This is a genomic window from Mycolicibacterium monacense, from assembly GCF_010731575.1.
In the GTDB taxonomy this organism is placed as follows: Bacteria; Actinomycetota; Actinomycetes; order Mycobacteriales; family Mycobacteriaceae; genus Mycobacterium; species Mycobacterium monacense.
Window position 1 is genome coordinate 2,427,237 of sequence record NZ_AP022617.1, and the last position, 16,251, is coordinate 2,443,487.

Below are 16,251 nucleotides of genomic sequence, written 5' to 3' on the forward strand. Positions count from 1 at the left end.
CGGTACTCGCTACGCTGTTGCGCCATGAGCAAGTGGTTACTGCGCGGACTGGTGTTCGCAGCCCTGATGGTGATCGTCCGATTGCTGCAGGGAGCGATGATCAACACGTGGGAAACCAGGGCGGCGACGATCAGCATCGTTCTCGTGTCGGTGTACGCCCTCGTGGCCTTCGCGTGGGGATTCGTCGACGGTCGACGGGACGCGCGCCAGAACCCCGATCCGGACCGCCGCTCGGATCTGGCGATGACGTGGCTGCTGACCGGTCTGTTCGCCGGAATCGTCAGCGGGTTCGTCGCGTGGCTGATCGGGGTGTTCTACAAGAACCTCTACGTCGAGGCGCTGCTCAACGAACTCACCACGTTCGCGGCGTTCACCGCGCTGCTGACGTTCGTGCTCGCGCTCATCGGCGTGGCGCTGGGCCGCTGGCTGGTCGACCGCAAGACGCCCGACGAGCCGCGCAAGCGGCACGGTGAGGACGACGACCGCGCCGACACCGACGTGTTCGCCGCGGTCCGTCCGGGCGGCCAGGACGGTCGCGACGGCCACGACGATTCCCCGACCACAGAGCAGCAGCGCGCCTAGCGCGGGCCTAACCGGCTGCGAGGTAGCGCAGGGCCAGCACGTAGCCCTGCACGCCCAGGCCGACGATCACGCCGGTCGCGACCCCACTCAGGTACGAGTGGTGCCGGAACTCCTCGCGGCGATGCACGTTGGAGATGTGCACCTCGATCAGCGGTGCGCTCAGCCCCGCGCATGCGTCGCGCAGCGCGATCGAGGTGTGGGTCAGCGCCCCCGCGTTGAGCACGACCGGTTCCCCGGCGTCGGCGGCGGCGTGGATCCAGCCGATCAGTTCGGCTTCGCTGTCGCTCTGGCGCACAGAGACTTTCAGCCCCAGGTCGGCGGCCTCCCGCTCGATCATCGCCACCAGGTCGGCGTGGGTGGTGCTGCCGTAGACGGCGGGTTCGCGACGACCCAGCCGACCCAGGTTCGGGCCGTTGATCACGTTGACCGTCGACGTGGCGCTCATCGGGTCCCTCCCACCACCGAGTAGGCCGCGGCGAGCAGCGACGGGTCGGGGCCTTCGAGCCGGCCGGGTTTGGCCAGCCCGTCGAGCACCACGAACCGCAGCACACCCGAGCGGGTCTTCTTGTCGCCCGCCATGTACTCCAGGAGTTTCGGCAGCGCGTCGGGGTCATAGCTCACCGGCAGCCCCAGCGCTTCCAGCACCGACCGGTGCCGGTCGGCCGTCTGGTCGTCGAGTCGGCCCGCCAGGCGGCCGAGTTCGGCGGCGAACACCAGGCCGACCGACACCGCCGCGCCGTGGCGCCACTGGTAGCGCTCGCGGCGTTCGATCGCGTGGGCCAGCGTGTGCCCGTAGTTGAGGATCTCGCGCAGCGCGGATTCCTTCTCGTCGGCCGCGACCACCTCCGCCTTGACCGCGACCGCACGTCGGATCAGTTCCGGCAGAACATCTTTGGACGGGTCGAGGGCGGCTTCCGGATCGGCCTCGATGAGGTCGAGGATGTGCGGATCGGCGATGAACCCGGCTTTGACGACCTCGGCCATACCGGCGACGATCTCGTTGCGCGGCAACGTCTCCAGGGTCGCGAGGTCGATCAGCACGGCGGCGGGCTGATGGAAGGCGCCGACGAGGTTCTTACCCGCGTCGGTGTTGATGCCGGTCTTACCGCCGACCGCCGCGTCGACCATCCCGAGCAGCGTGGTCGGGACGTGCACGATGTCGACACCGCGCAACCAGGTCGCCGCGGCGAATCCGGCGACGTCGGTGGCCGCTCCCCCGCCGAGGCTGACGATCGCGTCCTTGCGCCCCACCCCGATCCGGCCGAGCACCTCCCAGATGAACCCCACCACCGGCAGGTCCTTACCGGCTTCGGCGTCCGGGATCTCGATGCGGTGGGCATCGATTCCCTTGTCGGCCAAGTGGCTTCGCACCGCTTCGGCGGTCACCGAGAGCGTCGGCTGATGCAGGATGGCCACCTTGTGCCTACCCTCGAGCAGCCGGCCGAGTTCGCCGAGCAGTCCGGTGCCGATGATCACCGGGTAGGGCGGGTCGACCAGTACGTCGACGGTGACCGGCTCGCTCACGTGTTCTTCTCCAGGGTCGTATCGCGATGGGGATCCGATGCCCGCTCCGCCGCGCGGGCGGCCATGATCGCGGGCGTCGGCGGGCCGTCGGACTCCTGCTGGTCCTTCGCGGCGTCACGCCGCCACGGTGGGCGACGACGGCGCCGCGGCCGGTTCGGCGTGGGCGGCGCGGGGGTGGCCGCCTCGGCCCGCGGAGCGGACTTCTCGAGCCGGGCGACGATGTGGCGGACCACGGCGCCGGGATTACGCCGGTTGGTGTTCACCCGCATGGTGGCCACCCGCCGGTACAGCGGGACGCGGGCGTCCATCAGGGCCTTGTACTTCTCGGCGCGGTCGGGTCCGGCGAGCAGCGGACGGACGGTGCTGCCGCCGGTGCGGCGCACCCCTTCGGCGGCGCTGATCTCCAGGTAGATCACGGTGTGCCCGGCCAGCGCATCGCGCACACCCGGGGTGGTGACGGCCCCGCCGCCGAGCGAGAGCACACCGTCGTGGGTCTGCAGCGCCGAGCGGATGACCTCCTCCTCGATACGCCGGAACTCCTGCTCACCGTCGGTGGCGAAGATGTCGGCGATCGTGCGCCCGGTGGTCTCCTCGATCGCGGCGTCGGTGTCGAGCAGCGTCAGCCCCAGCGCCTTGGCGAGGCGACGGCCGATGGTCGACTTGCCCGACCCGGGCAGGCCGACCAGTACTGCCCGCGGCGCCATCAGCCCGACGCCTGCGCCCGCTGCGCGGTGGCCGGTTCGCGTGCGGCGACGGCCCGCAGATAGGACTCCACGTTGGTCCTGGTCTCGGTCAGGGAGTCGCCCCCGAACTTCTGCAGGGCCGCCCGCGCCAGCACCAGCGCCACCATCGTCTCGACGACGACGCCTGCGGCGGGTACCGCGCAGACGTCGGAGCGCTGATGGATCGCGACGGCCTCGTCACCGGTGGTCATGTCGACGGTGGCCAGAGCGCGCGGGACCGTGGAGATGGGTTTCATGGCGGCACGGACCCGCAGCGGTTGACCGTTGGTCATGCCGCCCTCGAGGCCGCCGGCGCGGTTGGTCGACCGCACGACGCCGTCGGGTCCGGGATAGATCTCGTCGTGCGCGACGCTGCCCCGCCGCCGTGCGGTTTCGAACCCGTCACCGATCTCGACGCCCTTGATGGCCTGGATGCCCATCACCGCGGCGGCCAGTTGACTGTCGAGGCGGTTGTCGCCGCTGGTGAACGAGCCGAGCCCGACCGGCAGTCCGGACACCACGACCTCGACGACGCCGCCGAGCGTGTCACCGTCGCGTTTGGCCGCCTCGATCTCGGCGATCATCGACTTCTCGGCCGCCTCGTCGAAGGCCCGCACCGGGCTGTCGTCGATCGCGGTCAGGTCGGCCGGCTGCGGCGGCGGACCGTCGTAGGGGGTGGATGCGCCGATGGAGATGACGTGCGAGACCACCTCGACGCCGAGCGCCTGACGCAGGAACGCCCGCGCGACGGTGCCCGCGGCGACGCGCGCGGCGGTCTCGCGGGCGCTGGCCCGTTCGAGCACCGGGCGGGCGTCGTCGAACCCGTACTTGAGCATGCCGGCGTAGTCGGCGTGACCGGGCCGCGGCCGGGTCAGCGGCGCGTTGCGCGCGATCTCGGCGAGTTCGGCGGGGTCGACCGGGTCGGCGGCCATCACGGTCTCCCACTTGGGCCACTCCGTGTTGCCGATCTGGATCGCGATCGGACCACCGAGCGTGACGCCGTGGCGGACGCCGCCGAGCATCGTGATCTCGTCCTGCTCGAACTTCATGCGGGCGCCGCGGCCGTAGCCGAGCCGCCTGCGCCTGAGCTGAGCGCCGATGTCCTCGGTCGTCAGCGAGACGCCCGCGACCATGCCCTCGAGCACAGCCACGAGCGCGCGGCCATGGGATTCACCGGCAGTGGTCCAACGCAACACGCGTCCCATCTTCCCATGCCCGCTGCTCACGGCTAAATCCGCCAACCTGCTCGGAACATCGTGCGCACCGGGCCGGTTGTGGGTCCCATGAAGGCGATCACCTACTCCCGCACGGGAGACAGTTCCGTACTGCAGCTGCAGGACCGTCCGCTTCCCGAACCCGGCGCCGGGGAGGTGCGGGTGCGCGTCGTGGTGTCCGGGGTCAATCCCACCGACTGGAAGCACCGAAGGGGCGCGGCGCCGGGTCAGGAACTCGAATACCCCGAGGTCGTCCCCCACCACGACGGCGCCGGCGTGGTCGACGCCGTCGGCGCCGGGGTCTCCGAACTGTCCGTCGGCGACCGGGTGTGGGTGTTCATGGCGCAACACCAACGCCCGGACGGTACGGCGCAGGAGTACCTCGTGCTGCCCGTCGCATCGGTGGTGCCGCTTCCCGACGGCGTCGGCTTCGAGGTGGGCGCGAGCCTCGGGGTGCCCGCGATCACCGCGCACCGTGCGCTCACGGTCGCCGAGGGCTGGCCGTCACGGTTGCGGCCCGGGGCGCTGGAGGGAGCGACGGTGCTCGTCGCGGGCGGCGCGGGCGCCGTCGGACATGCCGCGATCCAGCTGGCCCGGTGGGCGGGCGCGCGCGTGATCACGACCGTGAGCACCTCCGAGAAGGAGGCGCTGGCGGCGGCGGCCGGCGCCCACCACATCGTGAACTACAGGGCGGGCGACACCGCGGCGGCGATCCGGGAGGTGGCCCCCGACGGCGTCGACATCGTCGTGGAGGTGGCGCCGGCACCGAACGCCGCGCTGGACGCGGCCGTGGTGTCGAACCGGGCGACGATCGCGATCTACGCCAACGACGGCGGGAGCAGCGTCGAACTCGACATCATCCCGAACATGTGGGTCAACGCCCGCTACCAGTTCCTGGTCCTCTACACAGTCGGCGACGACGCGCTGGCCAACGCGCGCGAGGACGTCGCCGCGGCGGTCGGCGACGGTGCGATGGGCGTCGGCGAAGAGAACGGACTGCCGCTGCACTACTTCGCTCTCGAGGAAACCGCGGGTGCCCACGATGCGGTCAAGAGCGGGGTGACCGGCAAGGTGTTGGTGCGGGTGAGCGACTGACCCGCCGACCGCCGTCAGAGCACCACCAACGCGACGGCCGCCGCGCTCGCCGCGCACATCGACGGGCCGTGCGGCACCGTGCGGTCGCGCCGGGTGAGCGTCGCGAGTGCGCAGATCGCGGTCAGCAGCGGTGCGGCCAGTGCGGCCAGCAGCCAGACGTCGGCGCCGAACGCACCGGTCAGCCCGCCCACCCCGAGGGCGAGCTTCACGTCACCTGCGCCCATCGCCGCGGGCGCAAGCAGGTGTGTGGCGGCGTAGAGCGTGAACAGCGCCGCGGCGCCGAGTGCGGCGGGGGTCCCTCGGCCGGCCAGTACCGCGCCGACCAGGATCACCGTGGCGCCGGGCAGGGTCAGCCAGTTGGGCAGCCTGCGCCACCGCAGGTCGTACACGGTCAGCGCGCTAAGCCACACCAGCACGACGCCCGCCACCACGAATCGAGGCTAAGCGGTCTGCAGCGCCGCCCTCATCGCCTCTTTCGGCGCCGGCAGGCCGGTGAACTGTTCGACCTGCGCGAAGGCCTGGTGCAGCAGCATCTGCAGCCCGCCGATCACGCGGCCGCCCGCGGCCTGCACCGCCGCCGCCAGCGGTGTCGGCCACGGATCGTAGATCGCGTCGAGCAGGACCGGCGTGCCCGCGAACGTCGCCGCATACCGCTGCGCCACGTCGGCGGGGACGGTGCTGACGACCGCACCGGCGGCCGCCGCGAGTGCGGTCAGGTCCGGGTCGTCGAGGTCGCACCACCGCGCGGTGACGCCGAGGCGGTGCGCCAGGTCGACCAGCGACGCCGCCTTGTCCGCGTTGCGGGCGGCGATCGTGAGACGGGTGGCGCCGAGTCCGGCGAGCGCCACCACGGCGGCCGGAGCGGTCCCGCCGGAGCCCACGGCGATCCCCGGCCCGTCGACGTTTCCCAGCGCCCCGGCCACACCGTCGACGTCGGTGTTGTCGGCCCGCCACCCGTTCGGTGTGCGGACCAGGGTGTTGGCCGACCCGACCAACTCCGCGCGTTCGGTGCGTTCGTCGGCGAAGCGCAGCGCGGCGAATTTGCCCGGCATCGTCACCGAGACCCCGACCCACTCCGGGCCGAATCGGCCGACCAGCCCGGGCAGTTGTTCGGCGGTGCACTCGATGCGTTCGTAGGTCCAGTCGGTCAGGCCGAGCGCACGGTAGGCCGCGAGGTGCAACTGCGGTGACCGCGAGTGCGCGATCGGTGAGCCGAGGACGGCCGCCTTACGCGCGCTGTCGGGCCGCCGATCTGGCACGGCGGCGGGCCGCCGATCTGGCACGGCGGCGAGCCGCCGATCTGGCACGGCGGCGAGCCGCCTATCGGGCACGGCGGCGAGCCGCCTATCTGGCACTGTCGAGGACACCGTTGCGCTGCGCCAGTTCGATGTTGGCCAGGTGCTCGTTGTAATCCCGGGTGAACAGCGTGGTGCCCTGCAGGTCGATGGTGACGAAGTACAGCCAGTCCCCCTCCGCGGGTTTCTCGGCCGCGACCAGGGCCGGCTGGCTGGGTGAACAGATGGGAGTGGCGGGCAGACCCGGCCGCACGTAGGTGTTCCACGGGGTCATCTGGCCGCGGTCGCCGTCGGTGGTGGCGACCTCGATGCGGTCCAGCGGATAGTTCACCGTCGAGTCGAACTCGAGGGTGCGGTTCTCGGCGAGTCGGTTGTAGATCACCCGGGCGACCTTCGCGAAGTCCTCCGGTTTCGACTCGCGCTGCACCAGCGACGCCACCGTCAGCACCTGGTACGGCGACAGGTTCATCGCCGTGGCGGTTTCGAGCAAGCCGCTCTGCGCATACTGGTTCGCACTCGCGCGGATCAGCGTGGCGAGGGTGTCCTGCGGTGTCGCGGACGGGTCGATGTTCCAGCTGCCCGGTGCGATGAGCCCTTCGAGGCGGCGGTGGTCGTCGCCCATGGCGGTGACGGGCTGCACCGCCCATTCGGGGACGCCCAGCGCGGACGGCGCCGCCGTCTCGGCGACCCGCTTGAGTTCGTCGACGGGGACGCACTGCCGCTCGCCGTCGAGGTCGACGCAGGTGGCCTTGGAGATCAGTGTGAAGATGCCCTCGGTGACGGCGTTGGTCTTGACGTCGGACACGTCGTCGAGTTGACGGCCCTCGGGGATCACGAGCTTGCCGACCCGGCTCTGCGGGTCGGTGAGCCGTTCGACCGCGTTGGCGGCCGGGATCTCGGTGCGGACCTTGTAGAAACCGGGCTGGATGGCGGTGATCCCGGAGTTGCCCTCCGCCGCCTCGACGAACGCCTTGACCGTCGCCACGACGTTGTTGTCGTGCAGCGTCTGACCGATGGCGGTCGTGGAGTCGCCGTCGTGGACCTGGATCACCACGTCGTTGACACCCTCGCCGGCGAAGTCGTTGCTGTTGCCGCCGAACATGTTGTGCCACAGCTTCGAACCGAGGAAGACCGCTCCGACCACGACGACGATCAGCAGCGCGAGCGACAGGGCACCGGCCATCCGGCGCTTCCTGCGGCCCCGCTCCAGACGCATCCGGTCCGAACGGCTCATGCCGCGCCGCGGCGGTCCCACCGCCACGGGTTCGGCACGGTCGTGACGCCAGTCCTCAGCCATGCCCGCCCTCTCCGGGCGCGGCCAGAGCCGCGCGCCGCTGGTCCAGCCAGCTCTGCAAGATTCCCACCGCCGCGACCTGGTCGATCATGGCCCGCTGCCCCTTGGCGCGGACGCCCGCCTCGCGCAGCGAACGCTGCGCGGACACCGTGGTGAGCCGTTCGTCAGCCATCCGCACCGGAACCGGTGCGATCCGCCGGGCCAACGCCTCGGCGACGTCGATGGCGTCGTGGGCCGCCGGTCCGGTGCGGTCGGCCAGCGTCCTCGGTAACCCCACGACGACCTCGACGGCCTCGAGTTCGGTCACCAGCTGCGCCAACCGCCGCACGTGACGGTCCGAGCTCTTCTCGCGGCGCACGGTTTCCACCGGGGTGGCCAGGACGCCGTCCGGATCACTGGTGGCCACACCGACCCGCACGCAGCCTACGTCGATGCCGATCCGCCGGCCGCGGCCCGGATCGCCCTCTCCGGGGCGATCGGGGAGGCGGTGGTCGCTGTCGGTCACGAGGTCAGCTCCTGTCGATCTCGGCACGCAACGCAGCCAATGCCGCGTCGATGCCCGCCGCCCCCTTACCGGAACCCTGCGCCAGATCGGCTTTGCCGCCCCCACGGCCGTTCACCGCCGCGCCGAACTGTTTGACCAGTTCGTTGGCGCGCAGCCCCAGATCCTGGGCGGCCGGGTTGACGGCCACCACGAAGGGCACGGTGTCGTTGTCGCCCTCGGCGATCAGCGCGACCACAGCCGGGTCGCCGCCCAGCTTGCCGCGGATGTCACCGACGAGTGTGCGCAGATCGCCCGCCGACATACCGCCGGCCATCCGCTGCGCCACGAGTCGGACCTTACCGACCCGCTCGGCACCCGCGACAGCGTTGACCGCCGCGGCGCGCGCGTTCGCGAGCCGCATCCGGTCGAGCTCCTTCTCCGCGGCCTTGAGGCGCTCGACGAGACCGGCCACCCGCGCGGGAACCTCCTCGGAGGGCACCTTCAGCGACGACGCCAGCCCGGCCATCAGCGCGCGCTCCTTGGCGAGGTGGCGGAACGAGTCCAGGCCGACGTAGGCCTCGACCCGCCGGACGCCGGATCCGACCGAGGATTCACCGAGGATGGTGACCGGCCCGATCTGGGCCGAGCTGCGCACGTGCGTCCCGCCGCACAGTTCGAGCGAGAACGGTCCGCCGATCTCGACCACCCGGACCTCGTCGGGGTAGGCCTCGCCGAACAGCGCCATCGCGCCCATCGACTTGGCCTTCTCGAGCTCGGTGGTGAAGCTGTGCACCTCGAAGTCGGCCTCCACGGCCTCGTTGGTCACCTCTTCGATCTGCGTGCGCTGATCGTCGGTGAGCGCACCCTGCCAGTTGAAGTCGAAGCGCAGATAACCGGGCCGGTTGAGCGAACCGGCCTGCACCGCGTTGGGCCCGAGGACCTGCCGCAGCGCGGCGTGCACCATGTGGGTCCCGGAGTGGCCCTGGGTGGCGCCGTGCCGCCAACGCGGATCGACCGCCGCCGTCACGGTGTCGCCTTCGACGAATTCGCCGGACTCCACGGTGACGCGGTGCACCCACAGCGTCTTGGCGATCTTCTGGACATCGGACACCGCGGCCTTGGCCGTCTGGGACGCGCCGGTGCCGGTGATGGTCCCCTCGTCGGCGATCTGGCCGCCGGATTCGGCGTAGAAGGGGCTGCGGTCGAGGACCAGTTCGATGCGGTGCTGGGCGGTGGCGGTGTCGTGCCCGACGACGGGGACCCGACGGCCGTCGACGAAGATCCCGAGGATGCGCGCCTCGGTGGTCAGCTCGTCGAATCCGGTGAACTGGGTCGGGTGGGCGTCGACCAGTTCGCGGTAGGCGGTGAGGTCGGTGTGCGCCTGTTTGCGGGCGGCGGCGTCGGCCTTGGCGCGCTGCCGCTGCTCGGCCATCAGGCTGCGGAAGCCCTCTTCGTCGACGGCGAGGTCCGCCTCGGCCGCCATCTCGAGGGTCAGTTCGATCGGGAAACCGTAGGTGTCGTGCAGCGTGAACGCGTCGCGGCCAGAGAGCCGGTCGGCACCGGCGGCCTTCGTCGACTGGGCGGCCTCTTCGAACAGCCGCGATCCGGAACTCAGCGTGCGGTTGAACGCGGTCTCCTCGGCCACCGCGATGCGCTGGATCCGGTCGAAATCAGTGACCAGTTCGGGATACGAGGGGCCCATCGCGTCGCGCACGGTGGCCATCAGGTCGCCGACGACGGCGTCGTCGATGCCGAGCAGTTTCGCCGAGCGGATCACCCGGCGCAGCAACCGGCGCAGCACGTAGCCGCGGCCGTCGTTACCGGGACTCACCCCGTCGCCGATCAGGATGGCCGCGGTGCGGCTGTGGTCGGCGATGATGCGGTAGCGGACGTCGTCGGAGTGGCTGCCCCTGCCGTAACCGCGGGGGGCGCGTGCGGCGACGGCGTCGATGACCGGCCGCAGCAGGTCGGTTTCGTAGACGTTGTCCACACCCTGCAGCAGGCAGGCCACCCGCTCGATGCCCATACCGGTGTCGATGTTCTTCCGCGGCAGCGGGCCGAGGATCTCGAAGTCGGATTTCCCGGTGCCCTCGCCACGCTCGTTCTGCATGAACACGAGGTTCCAGATCTCGATGTAGCGGTCCTCGTTGGCTTCCGGGCCACCCTCGATGCCGTACTCCGGGCCGCGGTCGACGTAGATCTCCGAGGACGGACCGCAGGGCCCGGGGATGCCCATGGACCAGTAGTTGTCGGCCATCCCGCGGCGCTGGATGCGTTCCAGCGGCAGCCCGGCCACCTCCTGCCAGAGCTGGATCGCCTCGTCGTCGTCGAGATAGACGGTGGCCCAGAGCTTCTCGGGGTCGAACCCGTAGCCGCCCTGGTCGACGGGGTTGGTCAGCAGCGTCCAGGCGAACTCGATGGCGCCCTTCTTGAAGTAGTCGCCGAACGAGAAGTTGCCGGCCATCTGGAAGAAGGTGTTGTGGCGCGTGGTGATGCCGACCTCGTCGATGTCCGGCGTGCGGATGCACTTCTGGATGCTGGTGGCCCGTTGGTAGGGCGGGGTCCGCTGGCCCAGGAAGAAGGGGACGAACTGCACCATGCCGGCGTTGACGAACAGCAGGTTGGGGTCGTCGAGGATCACCGAGGCGCTCGGCACCTCGGTGTGGCCCGCTTTCACGAAGTGATCGAGGAAGCGCTTCCTGATCTCGTGTGTCTGCACGTCTGGGGCATCCTTAAAGGGTTGGGTAATTCGACCGATCTACAGTACCCGCCGCCGTTGCCGCGCCGTCCGGTCGACGACCGCGCTCACCGTCCGAGGAAGCTCAACCGCACGGAGCGGCGGGGATTGTCCCTGTTGAGATCGACGAGCACCACGCTCTGCCACGTCCCGAGAAGGGGTTGGCCGTCCTGCACCGGCACCGTGACCGACGGTGAGATCAACGCGGGCAGCACATGGTCGGCGCCGTGCCCCGGCGAGCCGTGCGCGTGGCGGTAGCGGTCGTCGCGCGGGAGCAGCCGTTCGAGCGTGTCGAGCAGGTCGTCGTCGGAACCGGATCCGGTCTCGATGAGCGCCACCCCGGCGGTGGCGTGGGGCACGAACACGTTGCACAGGCCGTCGCGGCGCTGCCCGCAGAACGACCGGACGGCGTCGGTCAGATCGACGATGCGGCGCCGGGAGGTGTCCACGTCGAGGAGATCGGTGTCCATGAACCTCAGCGTACGAGCCGCTCAGACCATTGCCCGGTCCGATGCGAGGGAGGACAGTGAGAGGGGAACCGGTGGCGCCACCGGGGCGCTGCCCCGTCACCCGAAGGGGGTGAGGCTGTGTTCGCACGCACAACCACAATCGAGGCACGACCGGACGCGGTGGACGCCGGCGTCGCTCACATCCGCAACGAGGTCATGCCGGTACTGCGCGACGTCGACGGCTGTGTCGGGCTGTCCCTTCTGGTGGATCGGGAGTCGTCCCGGTGCATCGCGACCACCGCCTGGGAGTCGGTCGAGGCGATGCACGCCGCCGAGGAGCGGGTGCGGCCGGTACGCGAGCGCGCCGCGGAGGTGTTCGGCGGCACTCCGGTCGTCGACGAGTGGGAGATCGCGGTCCTGCACCGCGAACACCGCGCCGGCGCCGGCGCCGGGGTACGGGCGACCTGGCTGAGGGCCCGCCCAGAACAGTTCGATCAGGCGGTCGCCTTCTACCGCTCAGAGGTGCTGCCGTCGATCGAGGAACTGGACGGGTTCTGCAGCGCCAGCCTGATGATCGACCGCACCTCGGGGCGGGCGGTCTCCTCGGTGTCGTTCGACTCGATGGGAGCGATGGACCGCACCCGCGATCAGGCCCGCTCGTTGCGCACCGCCCGGCTGCGCGATCTCGGCGCCGACCAACTCGACGTCGGCGAGTTCGAGTTGGTGATCGCGAACCTGCGCGTCCCCGAAATGGCCTGACGCACATGCGATTGACGCGCGCGTTTATTCGTGGCGCTGCCCGGGTATCTCCGCGGCACCCACACCTCTTGGAGGAACCATGACAGTCACCGGTGTTATCAGCGCAATTCTCATCGGCATCGTCGTCGGTGTGCTCGCCCGTCTGTTGCTACCGGGTAAGCAGAGCATCGGCATGATCGTGACGATCCTGGTCGGCATCGTGTCGGCCCTCATCGGTACAGCGGTCGCCCGCGCGATCGGTCTGCCCACCGCGACCAGCGGCGTCGACTGGCTGGAACTGTTGGTTCAGGTGGTCGTCGCGATGATCGGTGTAGCCCTGGTGGCCACGCTGATGGGTCGCCGCCGCGGCGGCGTGATGGGCGGCCGGCGGCGCCCGATGATGCGCTGACCCTTTACCCCGACGAGCCCGGCCGACACCCGTCGGCCGGGCTCTGACGTTCTCAGACCGCTTCGAGCGCGGATATGCGGGACTGAGCATAGCCTCACCTATCTTCGGGTTGTACTGTGCGTGCGTGACGCTGAGGACCAACCCCCTGGCATCGGCGCTGTCCGATTCGATGGCCGCCGCCGACACCGATCTGGTGCTGCTCGACCGTGAGAGCGGGGCGTGGCGGCGCCACCCGTGGTCAGAGGTGCTCGCCCGCTCGATGAACGTCGCCGAACGGATCGGCGACGCCGACGCGTCCGCGGTGGGTGTGATCGGGGAACCGAACGTCGAGTTCGTCGCCGCGATCGTCGGGTCCTTCCTGGCCGGGCGAGGCGTGTCCGTGCTACCCGGACCGGTCCGCGGCGCCGCCGCCGACCAGTGGGCGCACAACACCCTGGCCCGTTTCGCCGGTGCGGGAGTCAGCCACGTCCTGACACACGGCAGCCACCTGGGACACCTGCGCGTCGCCGACGGTTCCGCGGCGGTCCATGACGTGACGACATGGGCCGGACCGAACCGGTCGGCGCCTCTCGACGCGTCACTGCCCACCGGTGACGTCGCGATCCTGCAGGGCACCGCCGGTTCGACCGGAACGCCTCGCACGGTGCGACTGTCACCCGATGCCGTACTCGCGAACCTCACCGGCCTCAGCGCCCGCATCGGTCTCGAGCGGGGCCACGACGTCGGGTGTTCGTGGCTGCCGCTCTACCACGACATGGGGTTGAGCTTCCTGCTGACCGGGGCGCTCGCCGGAGTCGAGACATGGCAGGCCCCCACATCGGCATTCCAGGCGTCACCCTTCCGGTGGTTGAACTGGCTCAGCGACAGCCGCGCGACCATCACCGCGGCGCCGAACATGGCGTTCGGGATGATCGGCAAGTACGCCCGCCGTGTCACCGACGTCGATCTCTCGAACGTCCGGTTCGCGCTCAACGGCGGCGAGCCGGTCGACTGCGAACTCACCGCGCTGTTCGCCACCGCGATGAGCCGATTCGGATTCTCCGCGGGCGCCCTGGCACCGTCGTACGGACTGGCGGAGTCGACCTGTGCGGTCACGGTTCCGGAGCCCGGGGACGGTTTGCGCACCGACGAGGTGGCGGTCGGCACGGACGACGGGGTGTCGCTGCGCCGACACGCGGTCCTGGGTCATGCCATTCCCGGTATGCAGGTGCGCATCTCACCGCGCGAGGGCGACGCCGACGTGTCCGGGCGCGAGGTCGGCGAGGTCGAGATCCGCGGCTCCTCGATGATGTCGGGTTACGTCGGCGGCGCATCGCTGGATGCGCAGACCTGGTTCGCCACCGGCGATCTCGGTTATCTCGTCGACGGTGCGCTGGTGGTGTGCGGCCGCGCCAAGGAACTGATCACGGTGGCCGGGCGCAACATCTTCCCCGCCGAGATCGAACGGGTGGCCGCCCAGGTGCCGGGGGTACGGGAGGGAGCCGTCGTCGCGGTGGGCACCGGGGAAGGGTCGATCCGGCCGGGCCTGGTCATCGCGGCGGAGTTCCGTGGTCGCGACGAGGCCGGTGCGCGAAGCGAATTGGTGCAACAGGTGGCGTCGCAATGCGGTGTGGTGCCCTCGGACGTGGTCTTCGTCAGACCGGGTTCGCTGCCACGCACGTCGTCGGGCAAGCTGCGCCGCCTCGCGGTCAAGCACAGTCTGGAAGCCGGCACGGAACCGCAGCCCCGCTGACGCGTCACTCGCGCGGCAACAGCGGCCCCAGCGGTCCGAGGTCGATGTTGAGGTCCTCGGGTTCGAGACCGAAATGCTCCCGCAACTCCTCCATCTTCTCCTCGAGCAACATCAGTGTGGTCCCGATCCGCTCGATCTGCTCGTCGGTCAGGTCGCCGCTGTCGACCCGGCGGATGGCCTGGCGTTCCATCAACTGGCGCAACAACTCGACCAGCGTCAGCACCAGGCTCACCAGACCGCGCTCGACGCTCTCCGGATCCGAGTTGATCCGCTGCCGCGGCGTGGGGCCGGTCACTCGAGGTCCTCGGGTCCCAGCAGCGTGCCCACCGACGAGATCAACGTCCGTAGCGAGATGACGACCATGTCGACGTCGGCGATCGACAGGGTGATGTCACCGCTGATCACCACGCCTCCCGCGAGCACCCGGTCGAGGAGGTCGACCAGCGCGATCTCGCGGTTGTTGTCGGCGGGCAGAACCTCACTCATCGGCGGACACCACATCCCCGGTGAACGAGTAGGGCGGCCACGGCCCGGTGATCTCCAATTCGATTCCGTCGGAGTCGCTCTGGAGAGACGTCACGATGCTGCGGAACTCGTCGACCCGGTCGACATCCACCAGATAGGTGCCGTTGAGCACGGTCCAGCCGGACCGGCCCGAGAGACTGTTGTCGGCCACCGGTTTGCGCTTACCGTCGGTCGCGCCCGCGAGTAGAGCCCGGTGGAACCGCTCCGCTGCGGCGGCCGCGATCCCGTGCGCCCGTTCCTGGCTGTGGAGCTGGCGTTTGCGCCGGAGCAGGTAGGCCGCACCCGATCCGCGACCGCCCGGTTCCTGAACCGGATCATCCTCGGCAACAAGTGCTTTCGGGTCGGCGTAGGCTTTGACGCCGAGCTCCACCCGGCCGGTGACCCGGTCCAGCGCGGCGCGGAATACGGTTCGTCCGTTCTCGAGCATCCGCCGCACCCGTTCGTCGGTCAGGTAGACGGTGGTCATCCGCACCGGGATGACCGGCTCGGAGCGCGCGAGCGTGGAGACGACGGCGTCGTGCGCACGCGCCTTGACACCCAGCCAGTCCAGGTTCTCGAGGTTGCGCCGCAACGCCTCCTCGCCGAACTCGTCGAGTCCGACGGTGCCGACCGCCGCGGCGAGCCCCGCGCCGCTGATCACGCGAACCGGTTCGCCGGCGACCCCCACCAGGCCGGCGACGCGCTCGTCCCCCGAGTCATCGGGGAAGATCGCATACGCCCAGACACCGGTCCCGTCAGTCGACATCCTCGGGCTCCACGTAGTCCACTTCGACCGCCGCACGGCGGCCGTTGCCCATCTCGAGTTGTGCTATCCGGGACCGCAGTTCGTCGTTCTCCAACTGCAGCGCAGACTTGTTGCCCGTCAGCCACGGGTCGTGGGTCCACCAGTCGATGCCCACTTCCCTTGCGGTGTCCAGTGATGCGATGACCAGGCGCAGCTTGATGGTGAGCAGTTCGATGTCGAGCAGGTTCACCCGGATGTCGCCCGCGATGACGATCCCCTTGTCGAGCACCCGCTCCAGGATGTCGCCGAGGTTGGTGCCCTGTGGGCTGCTCAGAGGCGAACCGGAGCTCCGCGGCACCGGGGAGTAACTGTCGTCGCCGGCAAGCGTCACTCGAGACCACCCCCGTTCCCGTTACCGGTGCGTCCGCGCCCGTACCGGCGGGTCCGGCGGTACGTGAGCAGCTCGCCGTCGGCGTCGAGTTCCACTTCGTACAGCGCGAGGATGTCCGACGAGGACGGTATCCGGTGGTCTTCCACCACCTCGACCTCGATCACCCACCCACCCTCCTGCGTCGGCGCCACCGAGGTCATCTGGACCTCCTCGCGTCCGAGCAGATCGGTGATCTGCTCGCGGGCGAGATCGATCGCCTCCCGCGCCGTCAGCGGCGGAGGGTCGGCACCGCCGTCGTCGGTCGGCCGGGCGCGTGTGCGTTCTGCCATGATGTCC

General features: G+C 70.2%; 20 protein-coding genes. 5 read left to right on the forward strand and 15 right to left on the reverse strand.

Annotated features, from left to right (window positions below):
* Positions 1 to 24: 24 nt before the first annotated feature.
* The gene (locus G6N49_RS11515; protein ID WP_011855538.1) at positions 25 to 582 is read left to right on the forward strand and encodes a B-4DMT family transporter; all 558 of its coding nucleotides are present in this window, start codon (positions 25 to 27) and stop codon (positions 580 to 582) included.
* A gap of 7 nt (positions 583 to 589) precedes the next feature.
* On the opposite strand, the gene aroQ is transcribed toward G6N49_RS11515, so the two are convergent.
* Genes aroQ through aroC form a run of 4 tightly spaced genes read right to left on the reverse strand, consistent with a single transcriptional unit; the run spans position 590 to position 4,024 of the window.
* A complete protein-coding gene (aroQ, locus tag G6N49_RS11520; RefSeq protein WP_011855537.1) occupies positions 590 to 1,027 on the reverse strand; it encodes a type II 3-dehydroquinate dehydratase in 438 nt (145 codons plus the stop codon).
* Positions 1,024 to 2,106 (reverse strand): 3-dehydroquinate synthase, encoded by a 1,083-nt coding sequence (gene aroB / locus G6N49_RS11525; RefSeq protein ID WP_011559752.1) that lies wholly within the window; start codon positions 2,104 to 2,106, stop codon positions 1,024 to 1,026. Before aroB ends, aroQ begins: the two co-directional genes overlap by 4 nt.
* Positions 2,103 to 2,810 (reverse strand): shikimate kinase, encoded by a 708-nt coding sequence (locus G6N49_RS11530; RefSeq protein WP_011559751.1) that lies wholly within the window; start codon positions 2,808 to 2,810, stop codon positions 2,103 to 2,105. The genes aroB and G6N49_RS11530 overlap by 4 nt, the downstream gene beginning before the upstream one ends.
* Positions 2,810 to 4,024 carry a chorismate synthase gene (gene aroC / locus G6N49_RS11535; protein WP_011559750.1) on the reverse strand — a complete coding sequence of 405 codons (1,215 nt, stop codon included), beginning with the start codon at positions 4,022 to 4,024 and terminating at the stop codon, positions 2,810 to 2,812. Before aroC ends, G6N49_RS11530 begins: the two co-directional genes overlap by 1 nt.
* An 87-nt stretch (positions 4,025 to 4,111) precedes the next feature.
* On the opposite strand from aroC, the gene G6N49_RS11540 reads away from it, so the two are divergent.
* Entirely contained in the window at positions 4,112 to 5,137 is a 1,026-nt protein-coding gene (locus tag G6N49_RS11540; protein ID WP_083045126.1) for an NADPH:quinone reductase, read from the forward strand.
* Positions 5,138 to 5,151: 14 nt separating this feature from the next.
* On the opposite strand, the gene G6N49_RS11545 is transcribed toward G6N49_RS11540, so the two are convergent.
* The 6 genes from G6N49_RS11545 to G6N49_RS11570 form a co-directional block, all read right to left on the reverse strand.
* Positions 5,152 to 5,568, reverse strand: a complete 417-nt coding sequence (locus tag G6N49_RS11545) for a prepilin peptidase (protein WP_234786783.1) — start codon at positions 5,566 to 5,568, stop codon at positions 5,152 to 5,154.
* A 9-nt stretch (positions 5,569 to 5,577) separates the two neighbouring features.
* The gene (locus G6N49_RS11550) at positions 5,578 to 6,396 is read right to left on the reverse strand and encodes a shikimate dehydrogenase (RefSeq protein WP_179967748.1); all 819 of its coding nucleotides are present in this window, start codon (positions 6,394 to 6,396) and stop codon (positions 5,578 to 5,580) included.
* Positions 6,397 to 6,481: 85 nt separating this feature from the next.
* Positions 6,482 to 7,729: an endolytic transglycosylase MltG gene (locus G6N49_RS11555; protein WP_011559746.1), complete on the reverse strand. Its 1,248-nt coding sequence runs from the start codon at positions 7,727 to 7,729 to the stop codon at positions 6,482 to 6,484.
* Complete coding sequence (gene ruvX / locus G6N49_RS11560) at positions 7,722 to 8,231, reverse strand: Holliday junction resolvase RuvX (protein WP_011855534.1); 510 nt, start codon at positions 8,229 to 8,231, stop codon at positions 7,722 to 7,724. Before ruvX ends, G6N49_RS11555 begins: the two co-directional genes overlap by 8 nt.
* A 4-nt stretch (positions 8,232 to 8,235) precedes the next feature.
* A complete protein-coding gene (alaS, locus tag G6N49_RS11565; RefSeq protein WP_011559744.1) occupies positions 8,236 to 10,929 on the reverse strand; it encodes an alanine--tRNA ligase in 2,694 nt (897 codons plus the stop codon).
* Between the two features lie 86 nt (positions 10,930 to 11,015).
* On the reverse strand, positions 11,016 to 11,417 hold the full coding sequence (locus tag G6N49_RS11570) for a secondary thiamine-phosphate synthase enzyme YjbQ (RefSeq protein ID WP_011559743.1): 402 nt from the start codon (positions 11,415 to 11,417) through the stop codon (positions 11,016 to 11,018).
* A 117-nt stretch (positions 11,418 to 11,534) separates the two neighbouring features.
* Between G6N49_RS11570 and G6N49_RS11575 the strand changes: the two genes are divergently transcribed.
* The 3 genes from G6N49_RS11575 to mbtM all read left to right on the forward strand — a co-directional run bounded on the left by G6N49_RS11575 (position 11,535) and on the right by mbtM (position 14,275).
* Entirely contained in the window at positions 11,535 to 12,155 is a 621-nt protein-coding gene (locus G6N49_RS11575; RefSeq protein ID WP_011559742.1) for an antibiotic biosynthesis monooxygenase, read from the forward strand.
* A gap of 79 nt (positions 12,156 to 12,234) precedes the next feature.
* Positions 12,235 to 12,543 (forward strand): GlsB/YeaQ/YmgE family stress response membrane protein, encoded by a 309-nt coding sequence (locus G6N49_RS11580; RefSeq protein ID WP_011559741.1) that lies wholly within the window; start codon positions 12,235 to 12,237, stop codon positions 12,541 to 12,543.
* A gap of 145 nt (positions 12,544 to 12,688) precedes the next feature.
* Positions 12,689 to 14,275 (forward strand): long-chain-fatty acid--ACP ligase MbtM, encoded by a 1,587-nt coding sequence (mbtM, locus tag G6N49_RS11585; RefSeq protein WP_179967834.1) that lies wholly within the window; start codon positions 12,689 to 12,691, stop codon positions 14,273 to 14,275.
* Between the two features lie 4 nt (positions 14,276 to 14,279).
* On the opposite strand, the gene G6N49_RS11590 is transcribed toward mbtM, so the two are convergent.
* Genes G6N49_RS11590 through gvpO form a run of 5 tightly spaced genes read right to left on the reverse strand, consistent with a single transcriptional unit; the run spans position 14,280 to position 16,244 of the window.
* Complete coding sequence (locus G6N49_RS11590) at positions 14,280 to 14,570, reverse strand: gas vesicle protein K (protein WP_011559739.1); 291 nt, start codon at positions 14,568 to 14,570, stop codon at positions 14,280 to 14,282.
* Positions 14,567 to 14,761: a gas vesicle protein gene (locus G6N49_RS11595; RefSeq protein WP_011559738.1), complete on the reverse strand. Its 195-nt coding sequence runs from the start codon at positions 14,759 to 14,761 to the stop codon at positions 14,567 to 14,569. Before G6N49_RS11595 ends, G6N49_RS11590 begins: the two co-directional genes overlap by 4 nt.
* Complete coding sequence (locus G6N49_RS11600; RefSeq protein WP_083045124.1) at positions 14,754 to 15,545, reverse strand: GvpL/GvpF family gas vesicle protein; 792 nt, start codon at positions 15,543 to 15,545, stop codon at positions 14,754 to 14,756. Before G6N49_RS11600 ends, G6N49_RS11595 begins: the two co-directional genes overlap by 8 nt.
* Positions 15,535 to 15,915 (reverse strand): gas vesicle protein, encoded by a 381-nt coding sequence (locus G6N49_RS11605; RefSeq protein WP_011559736.1) that lies wholly within the window; start codon positions 15,913 to 15,915, stop codon positions 15,535 to 15,537. Before G6N49_RS11605 ends, G6N49_RS11600 begins: the two co-directional genes overlap by 11 nt.
* Positions 15,912 to 16,244, reverse strand: a complete 333-nt coding sequence (gene gvpO / locus G6N49_RS11610) for a gas vesicle protein GvpO (RefSeq protein ID WP_011559735.1) — start codon at positions 16,242 to 16,244, stop codon at positions 15,912 to 15,914. The genes G6N49_RS11605 and gvpO overlap by 4 nt, the downstream gene beginning before the upstream one ends.
* Positions 16,245 to 16,251 lie beyond the last annotated feature (7 nt).